The 24,729-nt window shown below is 42.8% G+C and carries 19 protein-coding genes, 1 tRNA gene and 2 other annotated features; of the genes, 9 read left to right on the top strand and 11 right to left on the bottom strand.

What is annotated here, in order from left to right:
- Positions 1-292: 292 nt before the first annotated feature.
- The 4 genes from ilvD to BUB05_RS13445 all read right to left on the bottom strand — a co-directional run bounded on the left by ilvD (position 293) and on the right by BUB05_RS13445 (position 4,839).
- Positions 293-1,945 (bottom strand): dihydroxy-acid dehydratase, encoded by a 1,653-nt coding sequence (gene ilvD / locus BUB05_RS13460; RefSeq protein WP_073050139.1) that lies wholly within the window; start codon positions 1,943-1,945, stop codon positions 293-295.
- Between the two features lie 10 nt (positions 1,946-1,955).
- Entirely contained in the window at positions 1,956-2,948 is a 993-nt protein-coding gene (gene ilvC / locus BUB05_RS13455) for a ketol-acid reductoisomerase (RefSeq protein ID WP_073050138.1), read from the bottom strand.
- Positions 2,949-3,222: 274 nt separating this feature from the next.
- Positions 3,223-3,456 carry an ACT domain-containing protein gene (locus BUB05_RS13450; RefSeq protein ID WP_073050137.1) on the bottom strand — a complete coding sequence of 78 codons (234 nt, stop codon included), beginning with the start codon at positions 3,454-3,456 and terminating at the stop codon, positions 3,223-3,225.
- A gap of 252 nt (positions 3,457-3,708) precedes the next feature.
- Positions 3,709-3,966 (bottom strand) — a binding site (T-box leader).
- Between the two features lie 108 nt (positions 3,967-4,074).
- The gene (locus tag BUB05_RS13445) at positions 4,075-4,839 is read right to left on the bottom strand and encodes an IclR family transcriptional regulator (protein ID WP_073050136.1); all 765 of its coding nucleotides are present in this window, start codon (positions 4,837-4,839) and stop codon (positions 4,075-4,077) included.
- A gap of 266 nt (positions 4,840-5,105) precedes the next feature.
- Positions 5,106-5,330: a binding site (T-box leader), on the top strand.
- A 281-nt stretch (positions 5,331-5,611) separates the two neighbouring features.
- Here BUB05_RS13445 and ilvA point away from each other — a divergent pair.
- Positions 5,612-6,853, top strand: a complete 1,242-nt coding sequence (ilvA, locus tag BUB05_RS13440) for a threonine ammonia-lyase (RefSeq protein WP_073050135.1) — start codon at positions 5,612-5,614, stop codon at positions 6,851-6,853.
- 68 nt (positions 6,854-6,921) lie between these two features.
- Here the strand turns inward: ilvA and BUB05_RS13435 are convergent, their stop codons facing one another.
- Complete coding sequence (locus BUB05_RS13435) at positions 6,922-7,122, bottom strand: cold-shock protein (RefSeq protein WP_073050134.1); 201 nt, start codon at positions 7,120-7,122, stop codon at positions 6,922-6,924.
- Positions 7,123-7,420: 298 nt separating this feature from the next.
- Here BUB05_RS13435 and BUB05_RS13430 point away from each other — a divergent pair.
- Positions 7,421-7,496 (top strand) — tRNA-Val (locus BUB05_RS13430).
- 60 nt (positions 7,497-7,556) lie between these two features.
- Here BUB05_RS13430 and BUB05_RS13425 read toward each other — a convergent pair.
- Positions 7,557-9,176: a putative manganese-dependent inorganic diphosphatase gene (locus BUB05_RS13425; protein ID WP_073050133.1), complete on the bottom strand. Its 1,620-nt coding sequence runs from the start codon at positions 9,174-9,176 to the stop codon at positions 7,557-7,559.
- A 265-nt stretch (positions 9,177-9,441) separates the two neighbouring features.
- Here BUB05_RS13425 and BUB05_RS13420 point away from each other — a divergent pair, with 265 nt between their 5' ends.
- The 4 genes from BUB05_RS13420 to BUB05_RS13405 all read left to right on the top strand — a co-directional run bounded on the left by BUB05_RS13420 (position 9,442) and on the right by BUB05_RS13405 (position 16,070).
- A complete protein-coding gene (locus BUB05_RS13420) occupies positions 9,442-10,449 on the top strand; it encodes a calcium/sodium antiporter (RefSeq protein WP_073050132.1) in 1,008 nt (335 codons plus the stop codon).
- Between the two features lie 244 nt (positions 10,450-10,693).
- Positions 10,694-11,200, top strand: a complete 507-nt coding sequence (locus BUB05_RS13415; RefSeq protein ID WP_073050131.1) for an NADH-quinone oxidoreductase subunit NuoE family protein — start codon at positions 10,694-10,696, stop codon at positions 11,198-11,200.
- Positions 11,184-14,282: an NADH-ubiquinone oxidoreductase-F iron-sulfur binding region domain-containing protein gene (locus BUB05_RS13410; RefSeq protein ID WP_073050130.1), complete on the top strand. Its 3,099-nt coding sequence runs from the start codon at positions 11,184-11,186 to the stop codon at positions 14,280-14,282. The genes BUB05_RS13415 and BUB05_RS13410 overlap by 17 nt, the downstream gene beginning before the upstream one ends.
- Positions 14,283-14,291: 9 nt before the next feature.
- Positions 14,292-16,070 carry an NADH-dependent [FeFe] hydrogenase, group A6 gene (locus BUB05_RS13405; RefSeq protein ID WP_073050129.1) on the top strand — a complete coding sequence of 593 codons (1,779 nt, stop codon included), beginning with the start codon at positions 14,292-14,294 and terminating at the stop codon, positions 16,068-16,070.
- Between the two features lie 54 nt (positions 16,071-16,124).
- Here BUB05_RS13405 and BUB05_RS13400 read toward each other — a convergent pair whose 3' ends face one another.
- Positions 16,125-16,613 (bottom strand): GNAT family protein, encoded by a 489-nt coding sequence (locus BUB05_RS13400; protein WP_073050128.1) that lies wholly within the window; start codon positions 16,611-16,613, stop codon positions 16,125-16,127.
- 18 nt (positions 16,614-16,631) lie between these two features.
- Complete coding sequence (locus BUB05_RS13395; protein WP_073050127.1) at positions 16,632-16,901, bottom strand: barstar family protein; 270 nt, start codon at positions 16,899-16,901, stop codon at positions 16,632-16,634.
- A gap of 244 nt (positions 16,902-17,145) precedes the next feature.
- Between BUB05_RS13395 and BUB05_RS13390 the strand changes: the two genes are divergently transcribed.
- Positions 17,146-18,534 carry a Na+/H+ antiporter NhaC family protein gene (locus BUB05_RS13390; protein ID WP_073050126.1) on the top strand — a complete coding sequence of 463 codons (1,389 nt, stop codon included), beginning with the start codon at positions 17,146-17,148 and terminating at the stop codon, positions 18,532-18,534.
- A gap of 123 nt (positions 18,535-18,657) precedes the next feature.
- On the opposite strand, the gene BUB05_RS13385 is transcribed toward BUB05_RS13390, so the two are convergent.
- Positions 18,658-21,072: a tyrosine-protein phosphatase gene (locus BUB05_RS13385; RefSeq protein ID WP_245819892.1), complete on the bottom strand. Its 2,415-nt coding sequence runs from the start codon at positions 21,070-21,072 to the stop codon at positions 18,658-18,660.
- A 245-nt stretch (positions 21,073-21,317) separates the two neighbouring features.
- Here BUB05_RS13385 and BUB05_RS13380 point away from each other — a divergent pair, with 245 nt between their 5' ends.
- Positions 21,318-22,217, top strand: coding sequence for a DMT family transporter (locus BUB05_RS13380; protein WP_073050125.1), 900 nt, complete (start codon positions 21,318-21,320; stop codon positions 22,215-22,217).
- 51 nt (positions 22,218-22,268) lie between these two features.
- Here the strand turns inward: BUB05_RS13380 and BUB05_RS13375 are convergent, their stop codons facing one another.
- Both BUB05_RS13375 and BUB05_RS13370 read right to left on the bottom strand, forming a co-directional pair.
- The gene (locus BUB05_RS13375) at positions 22,269-23,165 is read right to left on the bottom strand and encodes a sensor domain-containing diguanylate cyclase (protein ID WP_073050124.1); all 897 of its coding nucleotides are present in this window, start codon (positions 23,163-23,165) and stop codon (positions 22,269-22,271) included.
- Between the two features lie 16 nt (positions 23,166-23,181).
- Positions 23,182-24,144: a 2-hydroxyacid dehydrogenase gene (locus BUB05_RS13370; protein WP_073050123.1), complete on the bottom strand. Its 963-nt coding sequence runs from the start codon at positions 24,142-24,144 to the stop codon at positions 23,182-23,184.
- A gap of 351 nt (positions 24,145-24,495) precedes the next feature.
- On the opposite strand from BUB05_RS13370, the gene BUB05_RS13365 reads away from it, so the two are divergent.
- Complete coding sequence (locus tag BUB05_RS13365; protein WP_073050122.1) at positions 24,496-24,723, top strand: hypothetical protein; 228 nt, start codon at positions 24,496-24,498, stop codon at positions 24,721-24,723.
- Positions 24,724-24,729 lie beyond the last annotated feature (6 nt).

Here is a 24,729-nt window from a genome sequence, read left to right as displayed (position 1 = left end):
ATTCATGATACCAGTGTATCGCAATGTATCAATGCGATACGACTTGTAGAATGAATAAGTATGAAACTTGCTGTTGATTAAAATCTCATTTTTAGTATTGTAATTTTTTCAGCTTATCAAAAACTCCTAAAATTTTGTCTGCAATAAGAATCTTTGATAAACCGAGAAGTAAATCCTCTCGTTGTTCCAATAATTTTCACCTTTATCAGGTTTTTAAAAGCCAGGTCTTGGCATATGTATATTATACACCAAGGTCTGGCTTTTATTTGCCTTAAATAAAATAATTATACTTCTATTTACAGACAGCTCCAGTAGATCCGGACGTTACACTCTTTGCATATTTGCCAAGGTAACCCTTGTATGTGATCTTCTTGATCTCTGTTGTCTTTCTTCTTTCTTCCATTTCCTCAGGAGAAACATCAATATCAAGAATTCCTTCATTTATATTGATTATCAGCTTGTCTCCATCCTTTATGAAGGCGATCGGTCCGCCTTCACATGCTTCCGGTGAAACGTGTCCGATCGAAGCTCCTCTTGAACCGCCTGAGAATCTTCCGTCGGTGATGAGTGAAACCTGCTTGTCCAGTTCCATTCCTGCAAGTGCAGAAGTAGGGGTAAGCATTTCTCTCATTCCAGGTCCGCCCTTAGGTCCTTCGTATCTGATTACAACACAGTCTCCAGGTACGATCTTGCTGGAAAGTATGGCCTCGACAGCTTCCTCTTCGGAATCGAAGACCTTGGCATTTGCGACTACGTCCATCATTTCCTCTGCAACTGCAGATTTCTTGACAACGGCTCCGTCTGGTGCAAGGGATCCAAACAGTACCTGGATTCCACCTGTCTCTGAATACGGCTTTTCAACAGGAGCAATGATCTTGTCTCCTATCCTTGCCGCTTTTTCTATCTTTTCGCCGACAGTGCCTGAAACAGTCAGTACAGACTTGTCGATAAGACCCTTTTTGTCAAGTTCCTTCATTACTGCCGAGATTCCTCCCGCAGCGTTGAGTTCTTCTATATGATAAGGTCCTGCAGGACTGAGCTTGCAAAGATTTGGTGTCTTCTGGCTTATGCTGTTAATTATGTTAAGGTCCATTTCAACATCTGCTTCATATGCAATTGCAGTCAAGTGAAGCACTGTGTTTGTTGAACATCCAAGAGCCATATCGCATGCAAGTGAATTCATGAAAGCTTCCTTTGTCATGATGTCTCTAGGCTTGATATCCTTCTCCACCAGCTCCATCACCTTCATTCCCGAAAGCTTTGCAAGCCTCTTCCTTTCGGAATAAACAGCAGGCACGGTACCGTTTCCAGGCAATGCCATTCCCAAAGCTTCTGTCATACAGTTCATGGAGTTTGCTGTGAACATACCCGAACATGATCCGCAGGTAGGGCAAGCGTAGTCTTCGATATAGTTCATCTCTTCCATATCCATCTTGTCTGCAGTAACTGCTCCAACACCTTCGAAAACAGTGATTAGGTCAATTTCCTTGTTTCCTTGTCTTCCTGCAAGCATTGGTCCGCCGCTTACTATGATGGTTGGTATATTGATTCTGGCCGCAGCCATGAGGGCTGCCGGCACAGTCTTATCACAGTTTGGCACAATGACCAGTCCGTCAAGTCCATGGGCTATGGCCATAGTCTCGATACTGTCACAAATAAGTTCCCTGCTGGCGAGGGAATACTTCATTCCCTCGTGGTTCATCGCTATTCCGTCGCAAACAGCTATCCCAGGAAATTCAAGAGGAGTTCCTCCAGCCATCAGCACACCTTTTTTGGCAGCTTCCGCAACGTCTCTAAGGCCAACATGTCCAGGAACAATTTCATTGAACATGTTTACAACACCTATGAAAGGCTTGCTTATTTCCTCATCGGTCAGCCCTGATGATTTCAGTAGGGATCTATGGGGTGCTTTCGCTAATCCTAATTTAACTAAATCGCTTCCCATTTTAATCCTCCTAGTCTTCTATCCAGCTCATCATTTTTCTAAGCTCTCTACCGGTTTTTGTCAGCAGGTGCTCAGTTTCATTTCTTTTTATAGCAGAGTACTTAGGTAATCCTGCCTGGTTTTCAAGAATCCACTCATGAGCGAATTGTCCAGTCTGGATTTCCTTAAGAACCTTCTTCATTTCTTTTCTAGTCTCGTCAGTGATTATTCTCTTTCCAACCATGTAGTCACCATACTCGGCAGTGTTGCTTATTGAGTATCTCATCTTTTCCAATCCACCTTCGTATAAAAGGTCAACTATAAGCTTCAGTTCGTGAAGGCACTCGAAGTAAGCGATCTCAGGCTGGTATCCAGCTTCTACAAGAGTATCGAATCCTGCCTTGATAAGCTCTGACGCTCCACCGCAAAGAACTGCCTGCTCACCGAAAAGGTCTGTTTCAGTCTCTTCCCTGAATGTAGTCTCTATTGCACCCGCTCTGGTTCCACCAACACCCTTGGCATAGGCTAAAGCAGTGCTTCTGCATTTTCCAGTGTAATCCTGCTCTACCGCGAAAAGACAAGGTACTCCCGCACCCTTTTCAAATTCTCTTCTTACAAGGTGTCCAGGTCCTTTAGGTGCAACCATGAATACGTCCACATTTGCAGGTGGTACGATCTGATTGAATATGATGTTGAATCCATGGGCAAATGCAAGAGCATTTCCTTCTTCAAGGTTTGGAGCGATCTCCTCTTCATATATCTTCTTCTGCTTCGTATCAGGAAGAAGAATCATAATTATATCCGCAGCCTTTGCAGCATCTGCAACCGACATAACCGTAAGACCTGCTTCCTCAGCCAAAGCCTTTGACTTGCTGCCTTCGTATAGTCCTACAACTACATCTACACCATTATCCTTAAGGTTCAATGAATGCGCATGTCCCTGCGAACCATAACCCATAACCGCCACTTTCTTTCCGTCGAATGCCTTTAAATCCGCATCGCTATTGTAATACATCTTGCTCATTTTAATAAATCCTCCTATATGATTGTACTTGATTTCCAGTACATTGTATTTTGTATACATTATATAACCTGATATACTTTAAGTCAATAGATTATTAATGATTTTTTGTTAAGATTGCTGTGAATTCCAGCCCTTGAATCAACATGTAAGTCACATTAAATATGCAGCATCCGGATAAACCCAGACACTACATATTATCATCACCAGACAAGCCTGTTCCTAAATCTCAACTTTTTATTCATCCCTTATTATTTACAATAATATAAGATCAGTCTCAAGCAACTTCAACTACGTCGGAAACATCTACAAGTCTCTTCACATACAATATAGCCTGATCCATTCCAAGGTTCAAATGATCAATAACAGCAATCTCAAGTCTTGATACTCCGTCTACTTCCTTCATAGAGAATTCCTTCACTGTGAAATTCTTTCTTCTCAAAGTCGTCAATACTCTTACAGCCGAATCCAACCCATTTGATACATTAAAACATACTTTTCTACAATCCATTTTTTACCTCCTGGTTTTAAGCAACATCAAAGTTGAGTTTATTCACGAAAGGGATGAAGTATAGATGATTCTACTGTACATCATCTCTTTCATGAATAAGTACGAAACTTGTTGTTGATTAAAACTTCCTTTTTTAGACCGTTTAAGCATCAGCATAAACATCCATTTTCTTATAGCTTGATAATTGCTTTGCATGACTTGAATAAGAGTATAAAAAAAACCTCTCATCTCTATACACATCAACTAGATGTATATAGGGACGAAAGGTCTTTCGCGGTACCACCCTATTTGCGGTTTTTAAAGCCGCCTCTCTTCAAGTCGAAAGAAATTCATTTCCATTTCTTTGAACCCTAGCCCTGTAACGCAGGCATACGTCCTCATCTACTCGTCATACTTTCGAATCGGAAGCTCAAGAGTGATCATATAATATCTCCGCATCACTGATTTCCACCAACCATCAGCTCTCTGTATCCGCTTAACAGATATTTTTCTCTCTTTCAAAGCTTTTATTTAAATACGAGTATACATCCTGGACGTACACTTGTCAACACATTTCAGTAAAATAATTTCAAAATTTTCACATCTTTGTTAAATCAACTTAAAATCCTGGCTGTTCAATCAATAGCCCAGGTCTTTGGATATTTCCCCTGCAACCTTTTTCATCATGTCTATAAGTTCGTTGCGTTCCAAATCCTTGACGATCGGCATTGCCCTTAAAATACTGATAGCGGCTATGGCTTCATTGTATTTATTCAGTATGGGAACCGCATAACAAAAGATGCCTGTTACAAATTCTTCATTGTCAACACTGTATCCGGCCTTTGCTATTGAGTTAAGCTCCTTCAGAAACTCATCCATATCAACTATTGTGTTTTCAGTATATTTTTCCATTTCACCCATGTTGTTGAGTATGTTGTCCCTCTTGTCCTTTTTCATGAAGGCCAGCATGCATTTTCCAACCCCGGTGCAATATACGGGATTTCTTGTACCTATCCTTGAACTAATGAAAATGGACCCTTTCCCTTCCAAAGTATCGATATAGGCTACTTCAAACTTTTCAATTATAGCCAGATGCATTGTAACATTCAATTCATCGACAATTTTTTCAAGATGCGGTCTTGCCTTTTCATAGATTATATTGTTCTTCTTGACCAGTTCTCCCAGTTCAAGCAAGCCCAATCCAAGACTGTATTTCTGATTGTCGGGATTCTGATGCAAAAACCCTCTTTCACTCAATGTATTTATAAGGCCAAATGCCGTACTCTTGCTTATTTGAAGTTCGTCGGAAATCTCCTTTACGCTCAATTCTCTTGAACTTAGTTTAAATAATTCCAGTATGTTTATTGCCTTGTCCAGCGATTGAATAACTCTAGTTTTCCCCATTTTAACACTCCGTAAATTATCATTTAGCAACCTCCAATATTTTATCATTGTATTGGATATTACTCAAGGAGAATTTCCATTCATTCGTAATTATCGAATCATATTCTTATATACAGGATATCATGCCGCCCAAATCTTTTCAACAGATTAGTGAAACCTTTTAGGTTATGCAACAGAAACAGCCGTATTTTATGTCGTGATAAAATTTTCACTTGACAATTAATCTTTTCCCATTTAGAATTATTACAAGTAAGAAAAATTTTATTGCAAATTCTTTGATGGAGACAGTTGCTCTGATCAATTGCTTGTAGAGAGTCGGTGGCTGGTGAAAACCGACAGCAAAATCACAGTGAAAATCACTCCTGAGAAGTGTACCCGAATTACAGTAAGGTGCACCGGTTAATCTCGTTATTGATTTAGGTTTGTTGGAACTGAAACGAGTGGCTCTTCGGAGCAATTAGAGTGGTACCGCGGGATATCCCGTCTCTGTTTTATACAGAGACGGGTTTTTTTATTTACATGATTTTCAAAAGGCTTGAAACCCTTAGAATTCAGATCACTCGGACCCGGACAACAAGGAAGTTAACAAACCGTATGCAGGAGCAGGGAAATAAAAAAAGGATGTTTAACATTCAAGAAAGGAGGTTTTAATTCACAATAAGTTTCGTTACAATTCACTCAATCTATCGTATACAGTTGAACCATCTATATACTTTAGATCTCATGAATTGACTCAACTACAATTGTGACTTAAAACCAGGAGGAGAAAAGAATGAGTTGTTTGGAAGCGAGAGATGATATGTTTAATTTGAATGAAGTATTGGAAGATATTAAAAGGGCATGCAAGAATCTTGAAGGAACTATCAAAAAGACTGAATTGATCTACAGCGATTTCTTCAGCGAGGAATGCAGGAACAATGTTTATCTGAAGCCGGAAAATCTTCAGTTTACAGGATCCTTTAAAATCAGGGGGGCTTACAACAAGATTGTGAACCTTCCGGAGTCGGCAAAAAAGAATGGGATTGTGGCATCCTCGGCAGGAAACCACGCACAGGGTGTTGCATATTCTGCAAAATCACTGGGTATCCCGTCGAAAATAGTAATGCCCAATGTGACTCCTCTGATAAAGATTGACGCTACAAGAAAGCACGGTTCTGAAGTTGTTATACATGGAGATGTTTATGATGATGCATATGCAAAGGCTATGGAGATTGCAGAATCGGAAGGAAGAGAGTTTATACATCCCTTTGACGATTACGATGTTATTTGCGGCCAAGGCACAATAGGATATGAAATACTTGAACAGCTTGAAGATGTTGACGAGATACTTGTTCCCGTTGGCGGAGGCGGCTTGATTTCAGGTGTCGCCATGGCTGTAAAGGCCATCAACCCAAACATAAGGGTAATAGGAGTCGAACCCGAGGGAGCCCTTACAATGAAGACCTCTCTGGACAACAACAAAATAACGGATCTGGACTATATAAAAACATCCGCCGAGGGAGTAGCTGTAAGAAGGCTTGGAAATCTCCCCTTTGAAATAGCAAGAGAATATGTGGATGGAATCATTTCAGTATCGGAACAGGATATAATGGAAGCTCTCCTAATGCTTATAGAAAAGCACAAGCTGGTTGCTGAAACGGCAGGAGTCCTTCCTCTGGCGGCACTCAAGAAGCTTACCGTATCCAACAAGAACATAGTCTGCCTTCTAAGCGGAGGAAACATAGATGTTGTGACGATATCTTCAATGATAAACAAGGGACTTGTATCGAGGGGAAGAATATTCTGCTTCAGCGTTGACCTTCCCGATACTCCGGGACAGCTGCTCAAGGTATCCCAGATATTGTCGGACCTGAGGGCAAATGTAATAAAGCTGGACCACAACCAGTTCAAGGCTATGGACAGGCTCGAAAACGTACAGCTTGAGATCACGACCGAAACAAACGGCCATGCCCATATAAACGAAATCATTGCTGCAATGAACAAGAACGGCTTCAGCGTCAAAAGAGTATATTAAAGAAACATTGCATTATAAAAAACCTGGAAATTGTTTTCCAGGTTTGTTTTTTATTGTTTCTTATTTGATTATAGTCCTCTTACGTCTTCTGCCTGTGGTCCTTTTGCTCCTTCAACCACATTAAATTCTACTGCTTCCCCTTCATCCAAAGTCTTGAAGTTAGGTTTGTCGATCTTTGAATAGTGTACAAACACATCAGTTCCCTCATCACTTGTAATGAATCCGAATCCCTTCTTTGAATCAAACCACTTAACTGTTCCTCTTTGCATTATATATATTCCTCCGAAAATTTTGTATTTCCTTTAAACGATGTTCGTAAAAACTAAAATACATTCCCTCAATTTAAGCAACCAAATGAATCAATTTTAATTAAACAAATCATTCCACTTAAAGGCCTAAAGATATTATATACCCATATTCATGCCTATGCAAGAATTTTCAATTTATTTTTCCCCCTTAAAACGGCTTGTATTTGGTATGACAACCTGCTGATTGGAACAAATATAAAATTAATCAATAATTTTTATTGACATATCCATGTCCATTTGCTATTATATTTATACGCACGGGCGCATAGCTCAGCTGGGAGAGCACCTGCCTTACAAGCAGGGGGTCATAGGTTCGAGCCCTATTGCGCCCACCATTTAAAAAATCTGCAGATATCTGCAGATTTTTTGTTTTTTTTGTTTTTAATAGGAGAACACTAAAGCTTAGTGTTCTCAATCCCATCCATTATTCTAGGTACGATCTGTTTCTTTCTGGATATTACGCCTTCAAGGAAGAATCCTGGACTGTCCTTACTGAAGGAAGCCTTTAAAACACCGGGAATCCTTGAATAGCTTATGATATAAGACCCTTCCCTTATGATGTCTGTAAAGACCGCCATGGCTATATCGACATTAAGCTCTCCAAGTTTCTCCTTGAGCATTCTTATTTCTTCTTCCTCTTCAGTCTTTATTTCATTTATATCCATTGTGAACACCTGGGATATTCCAAACTTTATTCCCTTGTGTTCAAATTCCTTGTAGTCCGAAAAGAATATTTCATCCTTTGTCATGCCCTTGAGGGAAGTTCCTTCCTTGAACATGTCATAGGCGTATTCCCCAAGGTCAACATCCAGCTTCTCTGCCAGTTCTTCCGCATATTTTCTGTCCTTCTCCGTAGTGGTCGGAGACTTGAAAAACAGGGTGTCGGAAATAATTCCGGACATTATAAGTCCTGCAACCTTATCAGGTATTTCAATGCTCTTTTCCTTGTACATTTCATATATGATGGTATTGGTGCTTCCTAAAGGCTCGTTTCTGAAACTTATGGGATAGGTTGTAGCCATGCTCCCTATTTTGTGGTGGTCAACAATCTCAAGGACCTCAGCCTCATGGATACCCTCGGCGCTCTGCTCGAATTCATTATGGTCGACCAGGATAACCTTCTTCTTCGAAGGCTTCAAAACATGCCTTCTGCTGAGTATTCCCATATATCTCTTGTGGTTGTCAACAACCGGGAACTTCGAGTGGCCTGAACTCGAAAGAAGTTCCTTGAAATCCTCCAAATAGCTGTCGCTGTATACCTTTACAATTTCCCTTTTCATGATGCTGTCCAATTTGTTCGAAAGGTTTATGAGCTTTGATGTCTTAAAAGTGTTGTTTTGGGTACTTATGATGTTCACACCTTTTTCCCTTGCCTTGTCTAAATATTCCGGAGGGATTTCCCTGCCGCCTGTTACTATTATAAGCTCCACATCCATATCCACTGCATGGCTTATAATTTCATACCTGTCTCCCACTATGACTATGGAAGCTTCATTCAGAATACTGTCCCTCATAATGGTCGAAGTATGATAAGCCGTGACGGTTATATTGCCTTTTATTATATCCTTAGCCCTGTTGAACGCCTTCCCGCCAAGTGTTTCAAGCATATTGTCATATGTCGTATCTATAACCATGCCTTCTCCGAATATATGATTCATCGCAATATCCTTCATGGTAACAATACCCATCAAGACACCATCACCACCTGTAACAGGAAGTGTTCTGACCCTGTTGTCGTTCATATAATTGTATGCCGAGAATATGGACCTGTCTTCAGGCAGGGCTTCTATCTTGTCGAATTCAAGGTCCTTGATCTGAATCTTCACATTGTCAAGTTTTTCAGGCACCTCCATGTCAAAATAGTCAAAGACGTATTTCGTTTCCTTGTTCACATCTCCAAGAACCTTTGGAACCGTGTTGTCCGAAAGGCTGTTCTTGAGATATGAAAGGGCCACGGCTGAAGTAACACTGTCCGTATCGGGATTTCTGTGTCCGAATATATATTTCCTGTCCATTAATACCTCCCAATGATAAAATTTCTCTTATCAAAAATAATACTAATTATACCACATATACATTAGGCCTTGACAAATTAATTCTCGGGGAATATACTTTTATACGCAAGAGGGAGTAACTATCCTTACGGAATCAAAGTCGTCATTACGGAAAATACTTCCCGGCTTTGATGGCAAATAATCATTATGCTAAGTGAGACTCTGCAATTTTCAAGGGAGAATTGCAGGGTTTTTTAATATTCACCCTGCAGAAAGAAGGTATATTATGGATATAGCAGTACATCATTTTTTAACAACACTACCTACAATCGCAGTACTGGCAGTAGTGGCATTCACTCTTTTTACATTGAGCAAGGGTGCGGACATACTGGTGGACGAGGCTGTCAGCCTTTCAGTGCACTGGGGTGTGCCAAAACTCATCATAGGGGCAACAATAGTATCCCTGGGAACCACTCTGCCGGAAGCAACAGTCTCGGTGCTGGCGGCAGTAAACGGCAATCCGGACCTGGCGCTTGGAAACGCAGTTGGATCAATAATAGCCGATACCGGTCTAATAATAGGTATTGCAGCAATGATAGGCGTCCTTCCAGTGGATAGGAACACCATAGACAGACAGGGACGCATACAGTTTGCAGCAGGAATACTGCTCACGGCAGTAAGTCTCCCCCTATTTTCAAAGACACCCGGCGGAGTCATACACCAGTGGATGGGAGGGATTTTCCTTTTATTACTGGCAGCCTATATATACATCTCCATAAGATGGTCAAGAGCTTTGTCGGCGTCAACCGGGGAAATCTTCCACGAAGAAAACAGGCCTGTCTATGTTCAACTCGCCAAGCTTGGTCTGGGCATAACCTTGGTTATCCTTTCATCAAAGGTACTGATACCTGCGGTAGAAATCACTGCCATAAGGGCAGGAATACCCCAGTCCGTCATAGCAGCCACCCTGGTGGCCTTTGGAACAAGCCTTCCCGAACTCATAACAGCGGTGACTGCGGTCAGAAAGGGACACGGAGAGCTTGCCATAGGAAACATAATCGGAGCCGATGTATTAAACGTGCTTTTTGTTGTAGGAAGTGCAGCAGCAGTCACGACAGAAGGCCTTAGGGTGCCTCCAGACTTCTACAAGCTCCAATTCCCGGCCATGTTGATAATATTGACGGCATTCAGAATATTCGCAAAAAATAAAAAAGGTGCCATAGCCAAAAGAGAAGGCATCTTTCTGGCAGGAATATATGCAATTTATATAATACTTAACTACACATGGATATAAGGATATTACAAAACTCTGCAGAATTTGTTCTGCAGAGTTTTTTGTTTGCATGACCCTCAAAAGAAGTTAAAGTCAATAACCCTTTTAATCAAATTTGATTGTGCCTTCACTATAAGGTATAATTATAATAAGACAAATTTTTAACACACATCCTGAAAGCAGCTCAGCTGCGAGTTGATACAGCACGGTTTCATTTTTCACATTTGAAATATGTAGTACAAAATTCTTTTCGGAGGTAAGATCTATGACGGTTAAATTATCTGAAGACAAAATGTACGAAACTCTGGCACAAGTTATCAGCGACTACGATGCAAACGAAGACAACCTCATTCAGGTCCTTCACATGGCACAGGTTATCTTCGGCTGCATTCCCGTGGAGGTACAGAAGTATATCTCCCGGGAAATGGACATGCCCTATTCAAGGGTGTCCGGAGTGGTTTCCTTCTATTCTTTCTTTTCCACACAACCCAAAGGCGAATACATGATAAGCGTCTGCCTAGGCACAGCATGCTATGTTAGAGGCGGAAAAAAGGTCCTTGAAAAAATCAAGGAAATGACAGGCATCGAGGTAGGCGAGACAAGCGAGGACGGACTTTTCTCCCTGCAGGTCATGCGCTGCATAGGAGCATGTGGTCTTGCACCTGCCATTATGATCAACGACAAGGTATACAAGCAACTCAATCCCACAAAGGTCGAAAAGATACTGGGTACCTATATGAAAGGAGATGCTGTCAATGTCGAAAACAATTAGAAGCTCGGAGGAACTGAAAAAAATATCCAATGCATTCAAGGATAAAATGAAGAAATACACACATACAGTAAACCTGTGCTACGGTGCAGGCTGCCTTTCATCGGACAGCAAATCCATTTGCGAAGCCCTTGAACGGGAGCTGGAAAAGCAGGGACTGAGTGAATCCGTAAAGGTAAACAATACTGGCTGTATGGGAATGTGCGCAGAAGGACCGATGATGGTTGTCAATCCGGGCATGATCTTGTATTGCAGACTCACCGAAGACAAGATCCGGGAAATAGTGGATTCCCACATAATCAACGGAAAGCTGCTGGAGAAGTACTGCTACTTCGACAAGAAAACAAAAGAGTACATAACGGCTATGAACGACATTGAATTCTACAAGAAGCAGTACAAGATAGTTTTGAAGAACTGCGGAAGGATAGATTTCAATTCTCTGAAAGAATATATTGCGAACGACGGATATTCTGCAATCGAGAAGGTTCTCTCCTCAATGTCCAGAGAGGAAGCCGTCGACATAATTTCCAAATCGGGACTCAGAGGAAGAGGCGGCGGCGGATTCCCTACAGGCCTCAAATGGAAACTTGCAATGAAGTCCGATGAAAAGGAAAAATATGTCATCTGCAACGCCGATGAAGGTGACCCTGGCGCCTTCATGGACAGAAGTCTCGTCGAGGGTGACCCTCATTCGGTAATCGAGGGAATGATGATTGCAGGCTACTGCATAGGCGCAGAAAAGGGAGTAGTATATGTGAGAGCCGAATATCCACTGGCAATCGACAGGCTTGGCAGGGCCATCCAGAAGGCAAGGCAAAAAGGACTCCTGGGAATGGATATATTCAATTCAGGCTTCAACTTCGACATAGAGGTCAGGATAGGAGCAGGAGCCTTCGTATGCGGAGAGGAAACGGCCCTCATGAATTCAGTGGAGGGACGAAGAGGCGAACCCAGGCAGAAACCTCCCTATCCCTCGGATGAAGGACTTTTCAAGAAACCTACCATAATCAACAATGTGGAGACCTTCGGAAACATAGCCTCCATAATACTGAAGGGAGCCGACTGGTTCTCCTCCATTGGAACGGAAAACAGCAAGGGTACAAAAATATTCGCTCTTGCAGGAGATATAAACAATACGGGAATAATCGAAGTGCCCATGGGAATATCACTGGGCGAGATAGTCTATGACATAGGCGGAGGCATACCTTCCGACAAGAAGTTCAAGGTTGCTCAGACGGGAGGACCTTCAGGAGGATGCCTGACTCAGGAACATCTCAACACGCCTATCGACTACGATTCACTTACGGAGCTGGGAGCAATAATGGGTTCGGGAGGACTTGTCTGCATGGACGAGGATACCTGCATGGTAGACGTTGCAAGATACTTCATGGAATTCGTCCAGGACGAGTCATGCGGAAAATGCGTAGCCTGCAGAATCGGAACCAAGAGAATGCTTGAAATACTTGAAAGGATAACCCAGGGACAGGGAACCGACAGCGACATTGAAGACCTTAAGGATCTTGGCAGAGTCATCAAGGACACCGCCCTCTGCGGCCTCGGCCAGACGGCGCCAAATCCGGTGCTCAGTACCCTCAAGTATTTCATGGATGAATACCTTCAGCATATAGAGGAAGGCTACTGCACTGCAGGAGTCTGCGGAGAACTGTTCCTGTCGCCATGCGAAAACGCGTGTCCTGCAAACATCAACGTGCCGGGATATCTTGCCCTTGTTGCAAGGGGGCGAATAGAGGATGCATACAACCTCATCAGACAGGAAAACCCCTTCCCTGCAGTTTGCGGCGACATATGCACCCATCCCTGCGAGTACAAGTGCAGAAGGGCCCAGATAGACGAAGCCATTGCAATTTCCGACATCAAGAAATACATAGCGGAGCAGGTACTTAATTCCGACAAGCCAATAAAAACCACGACACATCCAAAGAATGGCAAGAAGGTTGCAATAATCGGAGCAGGTCCTTCGGGACTCACCTGCGGCTACTATCTGGCAAGACTGGGTTACGACATCGACGTCTACGAGGAGCAAAATGTGGCCGGAGGGGTTCTGGCCTTTGGAATACCTCAGTACAGGCTGCCAAAGGAAATACTGAAGAAAGAAATAGACAGCATAAGGCAGGCTGGAGTAAACATAATCCTGAACCATAAGGTTGGAAAGGATATTGAATTTGAACAATTGAAAAAGGACTACGATGCCCTTTACATAGCAACCGGAACACAGTTCAGCAGGAAGGTGGGCATAGAGGGAGAAAACTTGAAGGGTGTGTATCATGGACTGGACTTCCTGAAGGATGTCAACCTCAACAAAGAAGTGCCAATTGGCAGAAAAGTTGCAGTAATCGGCGGTGGAAACACAGCCATAGACGCAGCAAGAGTTGCCCTTAGAATGGGCGCCGAAGAAGTTCATATCCTCTACAGGAGAAGGATAGAAGACATGCCTGCTGACAAAAGGGAAATAAGGGACGCAATGGAAGAAGGCATACAGATACACGAGCTGGTAATGCCTCTGGAAATTGCGGGAAGCAGCGAAAATGGCGTGGAAAAGATCATTTGCTCACGAATCAATCTGGAAGGCTTTGACAGCAAGGGAAGAAGAAAACCTGTGAAAAGGGAAAACTCCGAATTCGATTTCGAAGTCGACATGGTCATTCCTGCAGTCAGCCAGTATTCCGATCTTCCATTCATAAGTAAGGACGAGGTCGAACTTACCGGATACGGTTCATTCGTCATAGATTCCAAAAACAATATGACTTCAATGGAGGGAGTTTTTGCAGGCGGAGACGTGGTCAGAGGCTCCGACGTGGTCATAACTGCCATAGCCGACGGCAAGAAGTCCGCTGTGGAAATTGACAAATATCTTGGAGGCACTGGAGAACTCAACAAGGGAGAAGAGATTGAAATTCCCGATGACTTTGAGGAACACGAAATCTTTGAACATGAGAGGTTCCCAATGAAAATACTGTCATCCGACAAGCGCAAGAACAATTTCGATGAAGTGAACAAGGGCTATCACAGGCTCAATGCAATGGCGGAAGCAATGCGATGCTTGCGATGCGACAGAAGGATATAGGAGGGTAAAATGGCTAATATTACTATTAATAACAAGGTTATTGAAGCATCTCCCGACAAGACCATACTTCAGGTCGCCAAAGAGAACAATATTCTCATACCACATCTCTGCTATCTGGAAGGAGTTCATGAAATAGGAGCCTGCAGGCTTTGCGTAGTCGAAGTTGAGGGAGTGAAAAACCTCATGGCCTCCTGCATCACCAAGGTGCAGGACGGCATGAACATAAAGACCAACACCCAGAGAGTAAGAAATGCACGAAAGGTCATGTATGAGCTCATCCTTTCCAATCATCCCAAAAACTGCCTGAGCTGTGAAAGGAACAACAACTGCGAGCTTCAGGCACTTGGAGGAATAATAGGCGTTGAGGAAGACAGGTTCGCCGGAGAGATGTCAAAGGACATCGTCGACATTTCATCTGCAGCAATAGAAAGGGACATGTCAAAATGCATACTCTGCAGGCGCTGTGAAACCATGTGCAACGATATCCAAAAAATCGGAATCCTGAACACCCAGGAAAGAGGTTTCAAATCCGTTATCAACCCGGGACAGGGACTAATGCTCGACGAGGCATCCTGCACCTTCTGCGGTCAATGCACAAAGGTATGTCCGGTTGGAGCTCTGAAGGAAAAAAGCTCCATAGAAAATGTATGGGATGCGCTGAATGATGGCGAAAAGGTTGTTATAGTAGAGACTGCTCCTGCCATAAGAGCGGCACTGGGAGAAGAGTTCGGCTTGCCACCCGGCACTTCAGTCACGGGCAAAATGGCATCGGCATTGAGAGAACTTGGTTTCGACTATGTATTCGACACCAATTTTGCTGCGGACCTTACCATAATGGAGGAAGGATATGAATTCCTGGGCAGGATTAAGGATGTTTTCATAAACGGAAAGGATGCAACCTTCCCCATGATCACAAGCTGCAGTCCCGGATGGATAAAATACATAGAACACTACTACCCCGATCAGCTTGACAATCTTTCGTCGTGCAAGTCTCCACACATGATGCTGGGAGCCCTTACAAAGTCTTTCTTTGCAGACAGGACCGGCATAGACCCTGAAAGCATCTATGTTGTTTCGATTATGCCGTGTACGGCAAAGAAATATGAAATAACGAGACCGGAAATGGTGAACAACGGACTGAACAATGTGGATGCCGTCCTCACCACAAGGGAATTCGCAAGGATGATAAAGGATGCCGGCGTGGATTTCTTGAACCTCGAAGACGGAACCTTTGACAGCCCAATGGGAGTTTCCTCGGGAGCAGCCGACATATTCGGAAATACGGGTGGAGTAATGGAAGCCGCAGTAAGGACGGTCTACGAACTCATTACAGGCAGGGAACTTCCATTTGAAAATCTGCATATAAAACCCATTATGGGAGTAGAGAAGATAAAAACAGCCTCACTCTTGATCGAGAATCCCGTTGAAGAATGGAAGGCCCTTGACGGAGTGGAAGTCAATATAGCAGTTACAAGCGGCCTTGACGGAGCAGGACAGCTGCTTGAAGAAATAAAACAGGGAAAAAGCAAGTATCATTTCATAGAAATAATGGCCTGTCCCGGAGGATGCATAAACGGCGGCGGACAGCCACGTTCAGACGATCCGGAGATACGGGAGAAGAGAATAAGCTGTCTCTATACCGAAGACGAGATGAAAACTCTCAGAAAATCCCATGAAAACAAGGATATACTAAAGCTTTATGAAGATTTCCTCGAGAAACCTCTTGGTCATCATTCCCATGAACTTCTGCATACGACATATACGAAAAGAAAGAGGTCGAGAGACTAAAATCAAAACACCCTTTTGCCTGCATCAATCCGGCAAAAGGGTGTTTTTTCATTCTCATTTTATTTTTTGATAAGCCAGTCTTTCACTGCCGTCCCTAGTATATATTATGCCGCACTGGACAAAACCTTTCTTTTCAAGCATGGCCTGCATGGGCAAATTGTCACGGTGGGTATCAATTTTAAGGTTCCCGCACTGATTTAAACTCCAATCCAGACAATAGGATGCAACCCCTTTCTTGTGCAATGCAACGGCAATGCGATGGATTACTCCATAGGGCTCATCGTTAAGCCATTTGCCGTCAAATATCTCCTTGTAGTCAGGATCTTCAGCCTGCGGATCAAAATAGAAAACTGCAGCTGTTTTATCCTCTTCAATGCACAAGTAACTAGCGCCTGACAATATGTCTTCCCTGACAACCTCCTCCGGTGGATACCCGTTAACCCACTGGTTGGGATTGCCGTTATCCTTCATATACTGACGGGCCCGGCTGTAGATTTCCATGACCTCATTCAAATCTTCCATTTTTGTTTTCCTTATTTCCATTATCTTCTCCTTAATATATTATGAAATATCCACTATAATGTTCTCGTTTTCTATGGATACATCCTTGAAGACGTCTAACAGAGAATTGCCGTAAGGCCCCAGGAGTTTAACAATATCCTCGCTGTTGATTAGCCTTATCTCCACAGGTACAGTCTTTTCATTGAGCAAGTCACACAAGGCATCCAGGTTCTTCCCGTAATATTCAGGAAAACCAAACATATCCTTCAGGTATTCATGTGCCCTTTCCCTTGATGTCATTTCCGATCCATTAATAATTATCCTAGTCATCTCTCTCTCCTAATATTTTTTGAATGATCCATAGAGGCTTATTTTTAATCCATTATATCACAATACTCACGAAAATTAAAAACGCACAACCTCTTGAAACATCTTTTCAAAAAAAGCGAAAAGTATTGAATTATATGTCAATATACCTTATTCTGTACATAGACAAATGCATGCATGTCATCAACAAACAATACAGGATCCAGGGGCCGTCAGAGCCTCAACATCAATCAATAAGAGGTATATTTTGAAAAAAAACACAAACAATAAAAAAGACACAGCAATGGTATTCACCATAACCGTTGCATCAATAATAGCATGTATAATGCTTGATATTTCCCTGTTCTATGGGTTTCTAATTGCCATATTGTTTTCATACAACCTGTTCAGAAAAAGAGGGTTTTCTTCAATTACCCTTACGAACATGATGAAGTCCGGTCTATGGGAATGCAGAATGCTCTATGTACTCATAATGCTCATTGGAGCCACCATGTCAATATGGCTGTCCTCCGGTACGGTACCGGCAATGATATATTACGGACTCGACTATATGAAGGGGGTAAACTTCCTCTTTGCAGCATTCGTCATAACTTCCATCATTTCAGTGTTCATGGGTACTGCAGTAGGCACCATAAGCACTATTGGCCTTGCTCTGCTTGGCATAGGCAAGGGGTTTGAAATTCCTACGCATGTTCTTCTGGGAGTATTGATATCTGGAGCCTTCATAGCCGACAAGATATCTCCGATATCGGGACTTTTGAACCTTACTCTCACAACTACTGATACTAAATACAGGGATGCAGTAAAGAAAATGATGGTTACCTTTATCCCCGTATATATCATAACGGCTGCAGCCTATTACATCCTTGGAACCGGATACGACTCTGCCGTGGAAAGTTCGAACCTTCAGGTGTTTCAGCAGGCAATCAGGGAAGGATTCTACATTTCTCCTTACCTTCTTCTTCTACCTGCCATCGTTCTGGTACTTTCATTCTCAGGAGTTGACACCATAAAGGCAATTTCCACTGGTCTTGCAGGCGGAATCCTGGCAAGCTTATTCCTTCAGGACATGGGGATTTCAGAAATCATAAAGTCTGTATTCTTCGGATACAGGGGTACCACACCAACCGCTGAACTCAATGATATCCTGGTAAGCGGAGGCATAGCATCCATGATAGAGGTCATCCTCATTGTAATGGGAGCCATCGCTCTCAGCAGCCTCTTTGAAGGAACGGGAATCATAAAGCCCGTCATAGACAATGTAATGCATAATGTCAAAACACCGGGCAAACTAATAATAAAAACAGGCATAATAAGCGGCATGCTCACTGTAATCACCTGCGACCAGACCGTCGGCATAGTAATTCCCGGAAGGCTTCTCAAGGACAGGTATGAAAAGCTTCACGTAGACAAGACAATCCTTGTCCGCACCATATCCGATACGGGCACCATCATAGCACCTCTCATGCCCTGGAATGTGAACGGGCTTATTATATTCATAGTCACCGGAGCTACTGTCCTTTACAGCGCTCCATATGCGGTTCTCTGCTACATGTCGCCAATTGTGACATTTGTAGTCTCGAAGTTTGTTAGATCATCGCCGTTGCAATTTTACAAAGATATAACGACCTCTTAATCTTCATCTAACGGGAAAAATATATATTAATACTGCCAACACTATTAATAATTCGATTTACCTGATTCCAAAAAAACGAGATAAGAAGACATCCTCCTCTTATCTCGTTTTGCTTGTTTATTCTTACTTCACAGGTATGCTTATAGTCTGTCCTACATAAATCAAATCAGGATCACTGATAATGTCCATGTTCAATTCATATATCTCAGTGTAAAGGGCTCCGTCTCCGAGATATTCCTGAGCTATTCTCCACAGACAGTCTCCGCTGACAACTACATATGTAATCGTTTCATCCTTGGCTGCAGGTTCCTCCGGCACTGAGGGAACTTCTGGTACAACCGGCAGTACAGGCTCGACAACTATCTCTTCTTCCTCCACAGGAGTGGACAGCTTGGTCTTGAGCATTGCAATCTGGTCTGCAGTCATTCCTCCTGCCATTAGATAGACTTCTGCATCTGATGCAAGGTCTGCAGCATCCAGATCATCAGCATCTGATATGACACCGAGCATTCCCAAAACATCACCGGTTATGACCTCGTATTTTTCTGTGCCCGTTTCAACGCCATAGTAGTTTATATAGCTCTGCATATAGTCTGCTACTATCTCATCCTTTGTGGCACCCATGAGAGCTTCGATGAAGGCTGACATGAAGCCCGCCCTGTCTTTTCCTTCAGTACAGTGTACAAGGAAAGGCCCTTCATTCTCACTCATGAATATCAAACCCTTGACAATGTTATCCCTGAATTCATCACTGCCGTAGGCAAGATTCATGTTCAATGTCATGACCTGGCCATTGTCGTAAAGCGAGGCATAATATGGTGAATTGAAATCCTCAGCCGATCTGTATTCAGCTATGTCTTCCGCTGAGTCGGCCATGTTTACAACCGCCTTCACACCAGCACCCTTGATAAGCATGTCGGAATAGGCAGCACGTCCCAGCTCATTGTTTATCGGACTTGAACTTCTGTACAATACTCCTTCGGCCACAGTTCCAAGACTGATATTCCTAAAATTTGCAAATATTTCATCGGACCCATAGTCTTCACGGTTGTTTGTCCTTTCAAGCTTCCTGATTTCGTACTGGACCTGATAACCTTCCGATTCAGTCAGCATGATTGTCACCATATCGCCAACTTCAACATCAGCAATCTCGTTGAGTTTTCCGTAGTTGATGCATACGGCTATGTTCGTATGTCCGGGATATGCCCTAACCAGAGGATATCCGGTATCAACATAGTATCCGTCAAGGAAAGGAGCTTCCAGGACAAATCCATTGTCGAATACTGCTGCAACCATGTCTCCTTCTTCAAATCCCAAATCCCTGAAATCTTCTATGAGTATGTCTGTGGATGCATGGCCGTATTTCTCTATTTCAAGAACTTCACCCATTACCATAGGTGATTTGTATATCGGATCGCCGGACAGTTTTTCCTTAAGGTCGGATATCTCGCTGCCTGTCATTCCCTTGTCTTTCAAGTAGTCTTCTGCAGCCTCTGCAAGGTCCACATCCGTCAGGTCGCTTCCCTTCTCAAGACCTGCAACTACCATTGTCATCGAAGTTATTATATTGCTTTCTGCGATTGCATCATATTGCTCGCTTCCCTTTTCAATTCCATAGTAGTTCTCATAAGTGGTCATGTAATCAGCCACTATCTCATCAAGAGATGCTCCCATAAGGGCTTCAAGAAGCGCACTGGCAAATCCCGCCCTGTCCTTTCCTTCAGTACAGTGAATCAGATAAGGTCCTTCATTATCGATGATGAATTTGAACCCTTCAACCAGTTTGGCTCCAAACTCTTCTCCTGCAACGTCAACATCCATGTCCAGAAGAATAACCTTTCTGTCTTCATACAATGACTTGTAGTAATCGGACTTGAAGCCTTCTTCAGCCATGAATCCTTCCAGCTCTTCAATGGAATCGGCCAGGTTCACTACAGTTTCAATCCCCACGGCTTCGGCAAGGGCATCTGAATATGCCGCCCTGTTTAGTTCATTGTTTACCGGGCTGCATGACCTGTAGATTAATCCGGGATTTATCCCTTCCGTTGCAATGCTCCTGAAATTTGCATAAATGGAATCGGTAGCATAGTCTTCACGTACATATGTCCTTGTCAACTGCCTCAGGAGATACTCGGACAGATAGCCTTCCTTCTCTACAAGGGCAAAAGAAACCTCGTCTCCAGCCTCTACTCCATAGGTTGTCGAAAAATTGCCCATGTTTATGGCTACAACGACTATATCATTTCCCTTGTCGTCCCTGACAAGCAGGCTTCCCGTATCCACGTCGCTGTAAGAAGTGACAAAGGGCAGTTCCAGCACATTGTCTCCCACAGTAATCTCCAAAACATCTCCAAGTTCATATCCGGCATCATAAAACGCCGAAGGTGCAATATCCAAGGTAAGGTTTCCATACTTCTGAACTTCCACAACAATGCCATTCAGTACTGGTAGATCCTCAACGGCATATACTGTAACCACCATTGAAAGGATCATCATTACAACCAAAACCAAAGATAAGCTTCGTTTCATTTGTTTCATTTGTACATCCTCCTTATAATATTGTGCTTATGAAAACGCTATCTTAAGTATATCACTTTGGCAAATTAATTTCTATAAAGTTGAAAAATTATTCACTTTAAAAGGTTGCATTGTACAGCCAACGCAACCACAAGAAGAAAGGCAAAAAACAGAGTAACAATAATTTTGTGCATACTTTTCAGTTAAAACTGTGTTATACTCTCATTGATAAAAAATAAAAATTAAATATCACTGGAGAAATAAACATGACAACAATCAACAACAATCTTGGAGAAATAGCCGCATTGCTGACGGCACTTTTCTGGGCCATAACATCTACTGCATTTGAAAGCAGTGCCAGGAAAATCGGATCACTGAACCTTAACCTTCTTAGACTCTTCATAGGACTGGCATTCCTGTCTACATTCACATTTATATCAAGGGGGCAGCTGTTCCCTACGGATGCTTCTTCATCAACATGGCTCTGGCTTATGCTGTCAGGCCTGGTAGGCATAGCCCTTGGCGACCTTCTCCTGATGGAAGCCTTTGTAAGAATAGGATCAAGACTTTCCATGCTTATTTATGCAAGCGTTCCACCTCTAAGCGGAATAATGGCACTCATATTCCTCAATGAAAAAATGACAGCCATACAGGTTGCCGGCATGTTTGTAACCCTTGCCGGCATAGCCTCAGTGATACTCGTCACCGACGGCAACAACAAGCTTGCCTTCACGCACCCTGTTGCAGGAATACTTCTGGCATTCGGCGGTGCGCTTGGCCAGTCAGCCGGCTATATCATAGGAAAATACGGAATAGCCGACTACGACCCATTTTCAGCCACCCAGATACGAATACTGTCGGGGATACTAACCTTCATGATACTATTCACCCTTAGGGGACAATGGCCTGATTTCATGAAGTCTCTGAAAAAGAAGGAAGCCATGATGTCCATGACCGTAGGATCATTCTTCGGTCCCTTCCTGGGCATCTCAATGTCGCTATATGCAGTTCAGCGAATAAATCCCGGAGTGGCGTCGACACTGATTTCAATCACTCCCATCATGCTGATACCATATGCATATTTCATCAAAAAAGAGAAGGTGACCGCAAAGGAGATAATCGGCACAATAATTGCCCTGGTTGGTGTAGCCATAATGTTCATATGACTTGTGCTCCCCAAATGCGGAATGAATAATCATTCCGCATACATATCCTGATTATCCCTTCGTCACCCTGTTTCTACCATTTCCCTTGCTTTCATAAAGCAGTTTGTCGGCACGCTTGAGAATTTCATCAATGGTGTCTTCCCTTTCTGCCATTGTGGCTCCTATTGATATGGTCACTCCAAGATTGTCATCAGAACCTCCAAGGAAAGACTTTTCAACCAGCATCCTCATCTTTTCACAGATAATTTCAAGACTTTTTTCATCGATTCCTGAGAAAACTGCAAGAAACTCCTCTCCACCCCATCTAGATACCAGATCCGTCTTTCTAATGATGCTGTTCATGCTAAGGGTCACTGTCTTCAATATTTCATCACCAACATCATGTCCGTGGCTGTCGTTGAAGTCCTTGAACTTGTCGATATCCATCATCGCCACTCCAAAGGGTATATCCAGCATTAACAATTCCCTCATCCTCGAATCCAGAAATATTTCCGTATACCTTCTGTTGTAAAGTCCGGTCAGATGGTCCTTCATTGCCATGGATTCCAAATTTTTCATATCTTCAAGCATCTCCCTCTTCTCCGAATCATCAAAGAAGACTTCAACGGCTCCGACAATCTCATCACCTTCATATATTGCAATGCTTCTAATATTTACGGGAACCCTGTGTCCGTTCTTGTGGTGAAGGTACACCTTCGCCTCCCTCATGTCACCGTCTTCAATTGTACTTTTAAGAGGGCAGTATTCATTGCACAACTCCCTGCCTTCTTCATCAACATGCCTCAATAAGTTGTCATGACAAAAGCTGCCACTAACCTCTGAAGCATCAAATCCTGAAATCCTCTCCGCTCCCTTGTTCCAAAAGGTTATCCGCCTTTCCTTGTCAACAAAATACACTCCGTCATACAAATTCTCCAAAACATTTCTGTAAAATAGATTGTTGTCCATATTTCCTCCGGAGTTTCTAAACTTCCACAACATTGACAGGATTGCCTTCCAGATACCTGTACACATTGTCAAAGGCAATCTCAGCCCTTCTTTCCATTGACTCATGGGTTGCATAGGCAACGTGAGGCGTAAGAATTGCATTCCTTGCACCCAGCAACTCATAATCCTCCGGAATTGGAGGCTCCATGTCGAATACGTCAATTCCGGCACCTGCAATAACCCCTTCATTCAGTACATCGGCAAGAGCAGCATTATCTACAATAGGCCCCCTGGCACAGTTGACCAGAATGGCGCTTGACTTCATCATTCTCAACTTTTCGTCACCTATTAGCCCTCTTGTTTCCGGAATATTGGGCACATGAAGGGATACTATGTCAGCTTCCTTCATCAGGCTGTCAAGGGATACATACTCGACTCCCATGGCCTTCACGTCAGCCCTCTCCGTACGGCTGTAGGCAATAACTTTGGCTCCGAAAGCAAGAAAAAGTCTCGCGGTCATTGTGCCTATCCTGCCCGTTCCCACGATACCGACAGTCTTTCCTGAAATCTCTGTTCCCATGAGACTGTTTCCTCCCAGTGTGCCTCCGCATCTTATTGCCTTGTCACCTGCCGAAATATTTCTGTATAGATCAAGTACAAGACCGACAGCAAGTTCAGACACCGAGATATCGGAATAGCCTGCAGCATTACACAGCACTATGTTCTTTTCCTTTATAATATCAAGACCCACATGGTCCACACCTGTGAAAGCCACATCAAGCATCTTCAGGTTTTCACACTTGGAAATAACACTTCCAGGCATTGGATTGTTTGCGATCATGACTATGTCCGAATCCCTCGATCTTTCAAGCAGTTCATTTTCATCTGTTGTCTTGTCAGAATAGTATTCAAAAACATGTCCCTTGTCTGTCAATCCGGCTGACAATCTGTCAATAGTGGCCTTTGGTACGTTCAACGGTTCAATCAAGCTTATTTTCATATTCTACTCCTTTGTAGTCGTCATTATCAGCACACCTTTACCAGTGTTCTCATCCCGTCAATTATACCATAGATTCAATACCCTACAAATGTAAAACACCCACCGTAAACAAAAATGTATTGACTATTCCCATCTATTGGCTATAATAAAAATTAGGAGAGTGATGCATTAAGTAAAATTAAAATCAAATCAGGAATAACCGTAAAGTCACATCATCTGGATGGCGGATAATATAGGATTATATTAATTTTTTGAATATCTACATTTATGTATTTTCTTATTTTAGTTCACCGTCAAGGGTGGTGTTTTTTAGTACAAAATTTAAGCAAAACTATATTTTTGGAGGATGAAATGGAAACAAAAATAATCAAGGCCCTCATTTCCGAGATATCAAAATATGGAAGTCCATCGGAAATAGAGATGAATCTGAGCTTTGAAGATGATCTTAACATGAACGAATACAAGCTTAATGACCTTCTTGAAATTCTCGAAGAGGAATTCAACATGGAGCTGCTGTCTTTTGCAGACAATTTTATAAGAGTAGGTGATCTCGTAGGTTTCGTTGAGGGAACCGCTTGATTTATC

Source organism: Dethiosulfatibacter aminovorans DSM 17477, from assembly GCF_900142005.1.
Taxonomy (GTDB): Bacteria; Bacillota; Clostridia; order Tissierellales; family Dethiosulfatibacteraceae; genus Dethiosulfatibacter; species Dethiosulfatibacter aminovorans.
This window is presented reverse-complemented; position numbering and strand designations above follow the sequence as displayed.

Coding starts and splice junctions, on each gene's coding strand:
- ilvD (WP_073050139.1), bottom strand. CDS start 1,945: ATGGGAAGCGATTTAGTTAAATTAGGATTAGCGAAAGCACCCCATAGA.
- ilvC (WP_073050138.1), bottom strand. CDS start 2,948: ATGAGCAAGATGTATTACAATAGCGATGCGGATTTAAAGGCATTCGAC.
- BUB05_RS13450 (WP_073050137.1), bottom strand. CDS start 3,456: ATGGATTGTAGAAAAGTATGTTTTAATGTATCAAATGGGTTGGATTCG.
- BUB05_RS13445 (WP_073050136.1), bottom strand. CDS start 4,839: ATGGGGAAAACTAGAGTTATTCAATCGCTGGACAAGGCAATAAACATA.
- ilvA (WP_073050135.1), top strand. CDS start 5,612: ATGAGTTGTTTGGAAGCGAGAGATGATATGTTTAATTTGAATGAAGTA.
- BUB05_RS13435 (WP_073050134.1), bottom strand. CDS start 7,122: ATGCAAAGAGGAACAGTTAAGTGGTTTGATTCAAAGAAGGGATTCGGA.
- BUB05_RS13425 (WP_073050133.1), bottom strand. CDS start 9,176: ATGGACAGGAAATATATATTCGGACACAGAAATCCCGATACGGACAGT.
- BUB05_RS13420 (WP_073050132.1), top strand. CDS start 9,442: ATGGATATAGCAGTACATCATTTTTTAACAACACTACCTACAATCGCA.
- BUB05_RS13415 (WP_073050131.1), top strand. CDS start 10,694: ATGACGGTTAAATTATCTGAAGACAAAATGTACGAAACTCTGGCACAA.
- BUB05_RS13410 (WP_073050130.1), top strand. CDS start 11,184: ATGTCGAAAACAATTAGAAGCTCGGAGGAACTGAAAAAAATATCCAAT.
- BUB05_RS13405 (WP_073050129.1), top strand. CDS start 14,292: ATGGCTAATATTACTATTAATAACAAGGTTATTGAAGCATCTCCCGAC.
- BUB05_RS13400 (WP_073050128.1), bottom strand. CDS start 16,613: ATGGAAATAAGGAAAACAAAAATGGAAGATTTGAATGAGGTCATGGAA.
- BUB05_RS13395 (WP_073050127.1), bottom strand. CDS start 16,901: ATGACTAGGATAATTATTAATGGATCGGAAATGACATCAAGGGAAAGG.
- BUB05_RS13385 (WP_245819892.1), bottom strand. CDS start 21,072: ATGAAACAAATGAAACGAAGCTTATCTTTGGTTTTGGTTGTAATGATG.
- BUB05_RS13380 (WP_073050125.1), top strand. CDS start 21,318: ATGACAACAATCAACAACAATCTTGGAGAAATAGCCGCATTGCTGACG.
- BUB05_RS13375 (WP_073050124.1), bottom strand. CDS start 23,165: ATGGACAACAATCTATTTTACAGAAATGTTTTGGAGAATTTGTATGAC.
- BUB05_RS13370 (WP_073050123.1), bottom strand. CDS start 24,144: ATGAAAATAAGCTTGATTGAACCGTTGAACGTACCAAAGGCCACTATT.
- BUB05_RS13365 (WP_073050122.1), top strand. CDS start 24,496: ATGGAAACAAAAATAATCAAGGCCCTCATTTCCGAGATATCAAAATAT.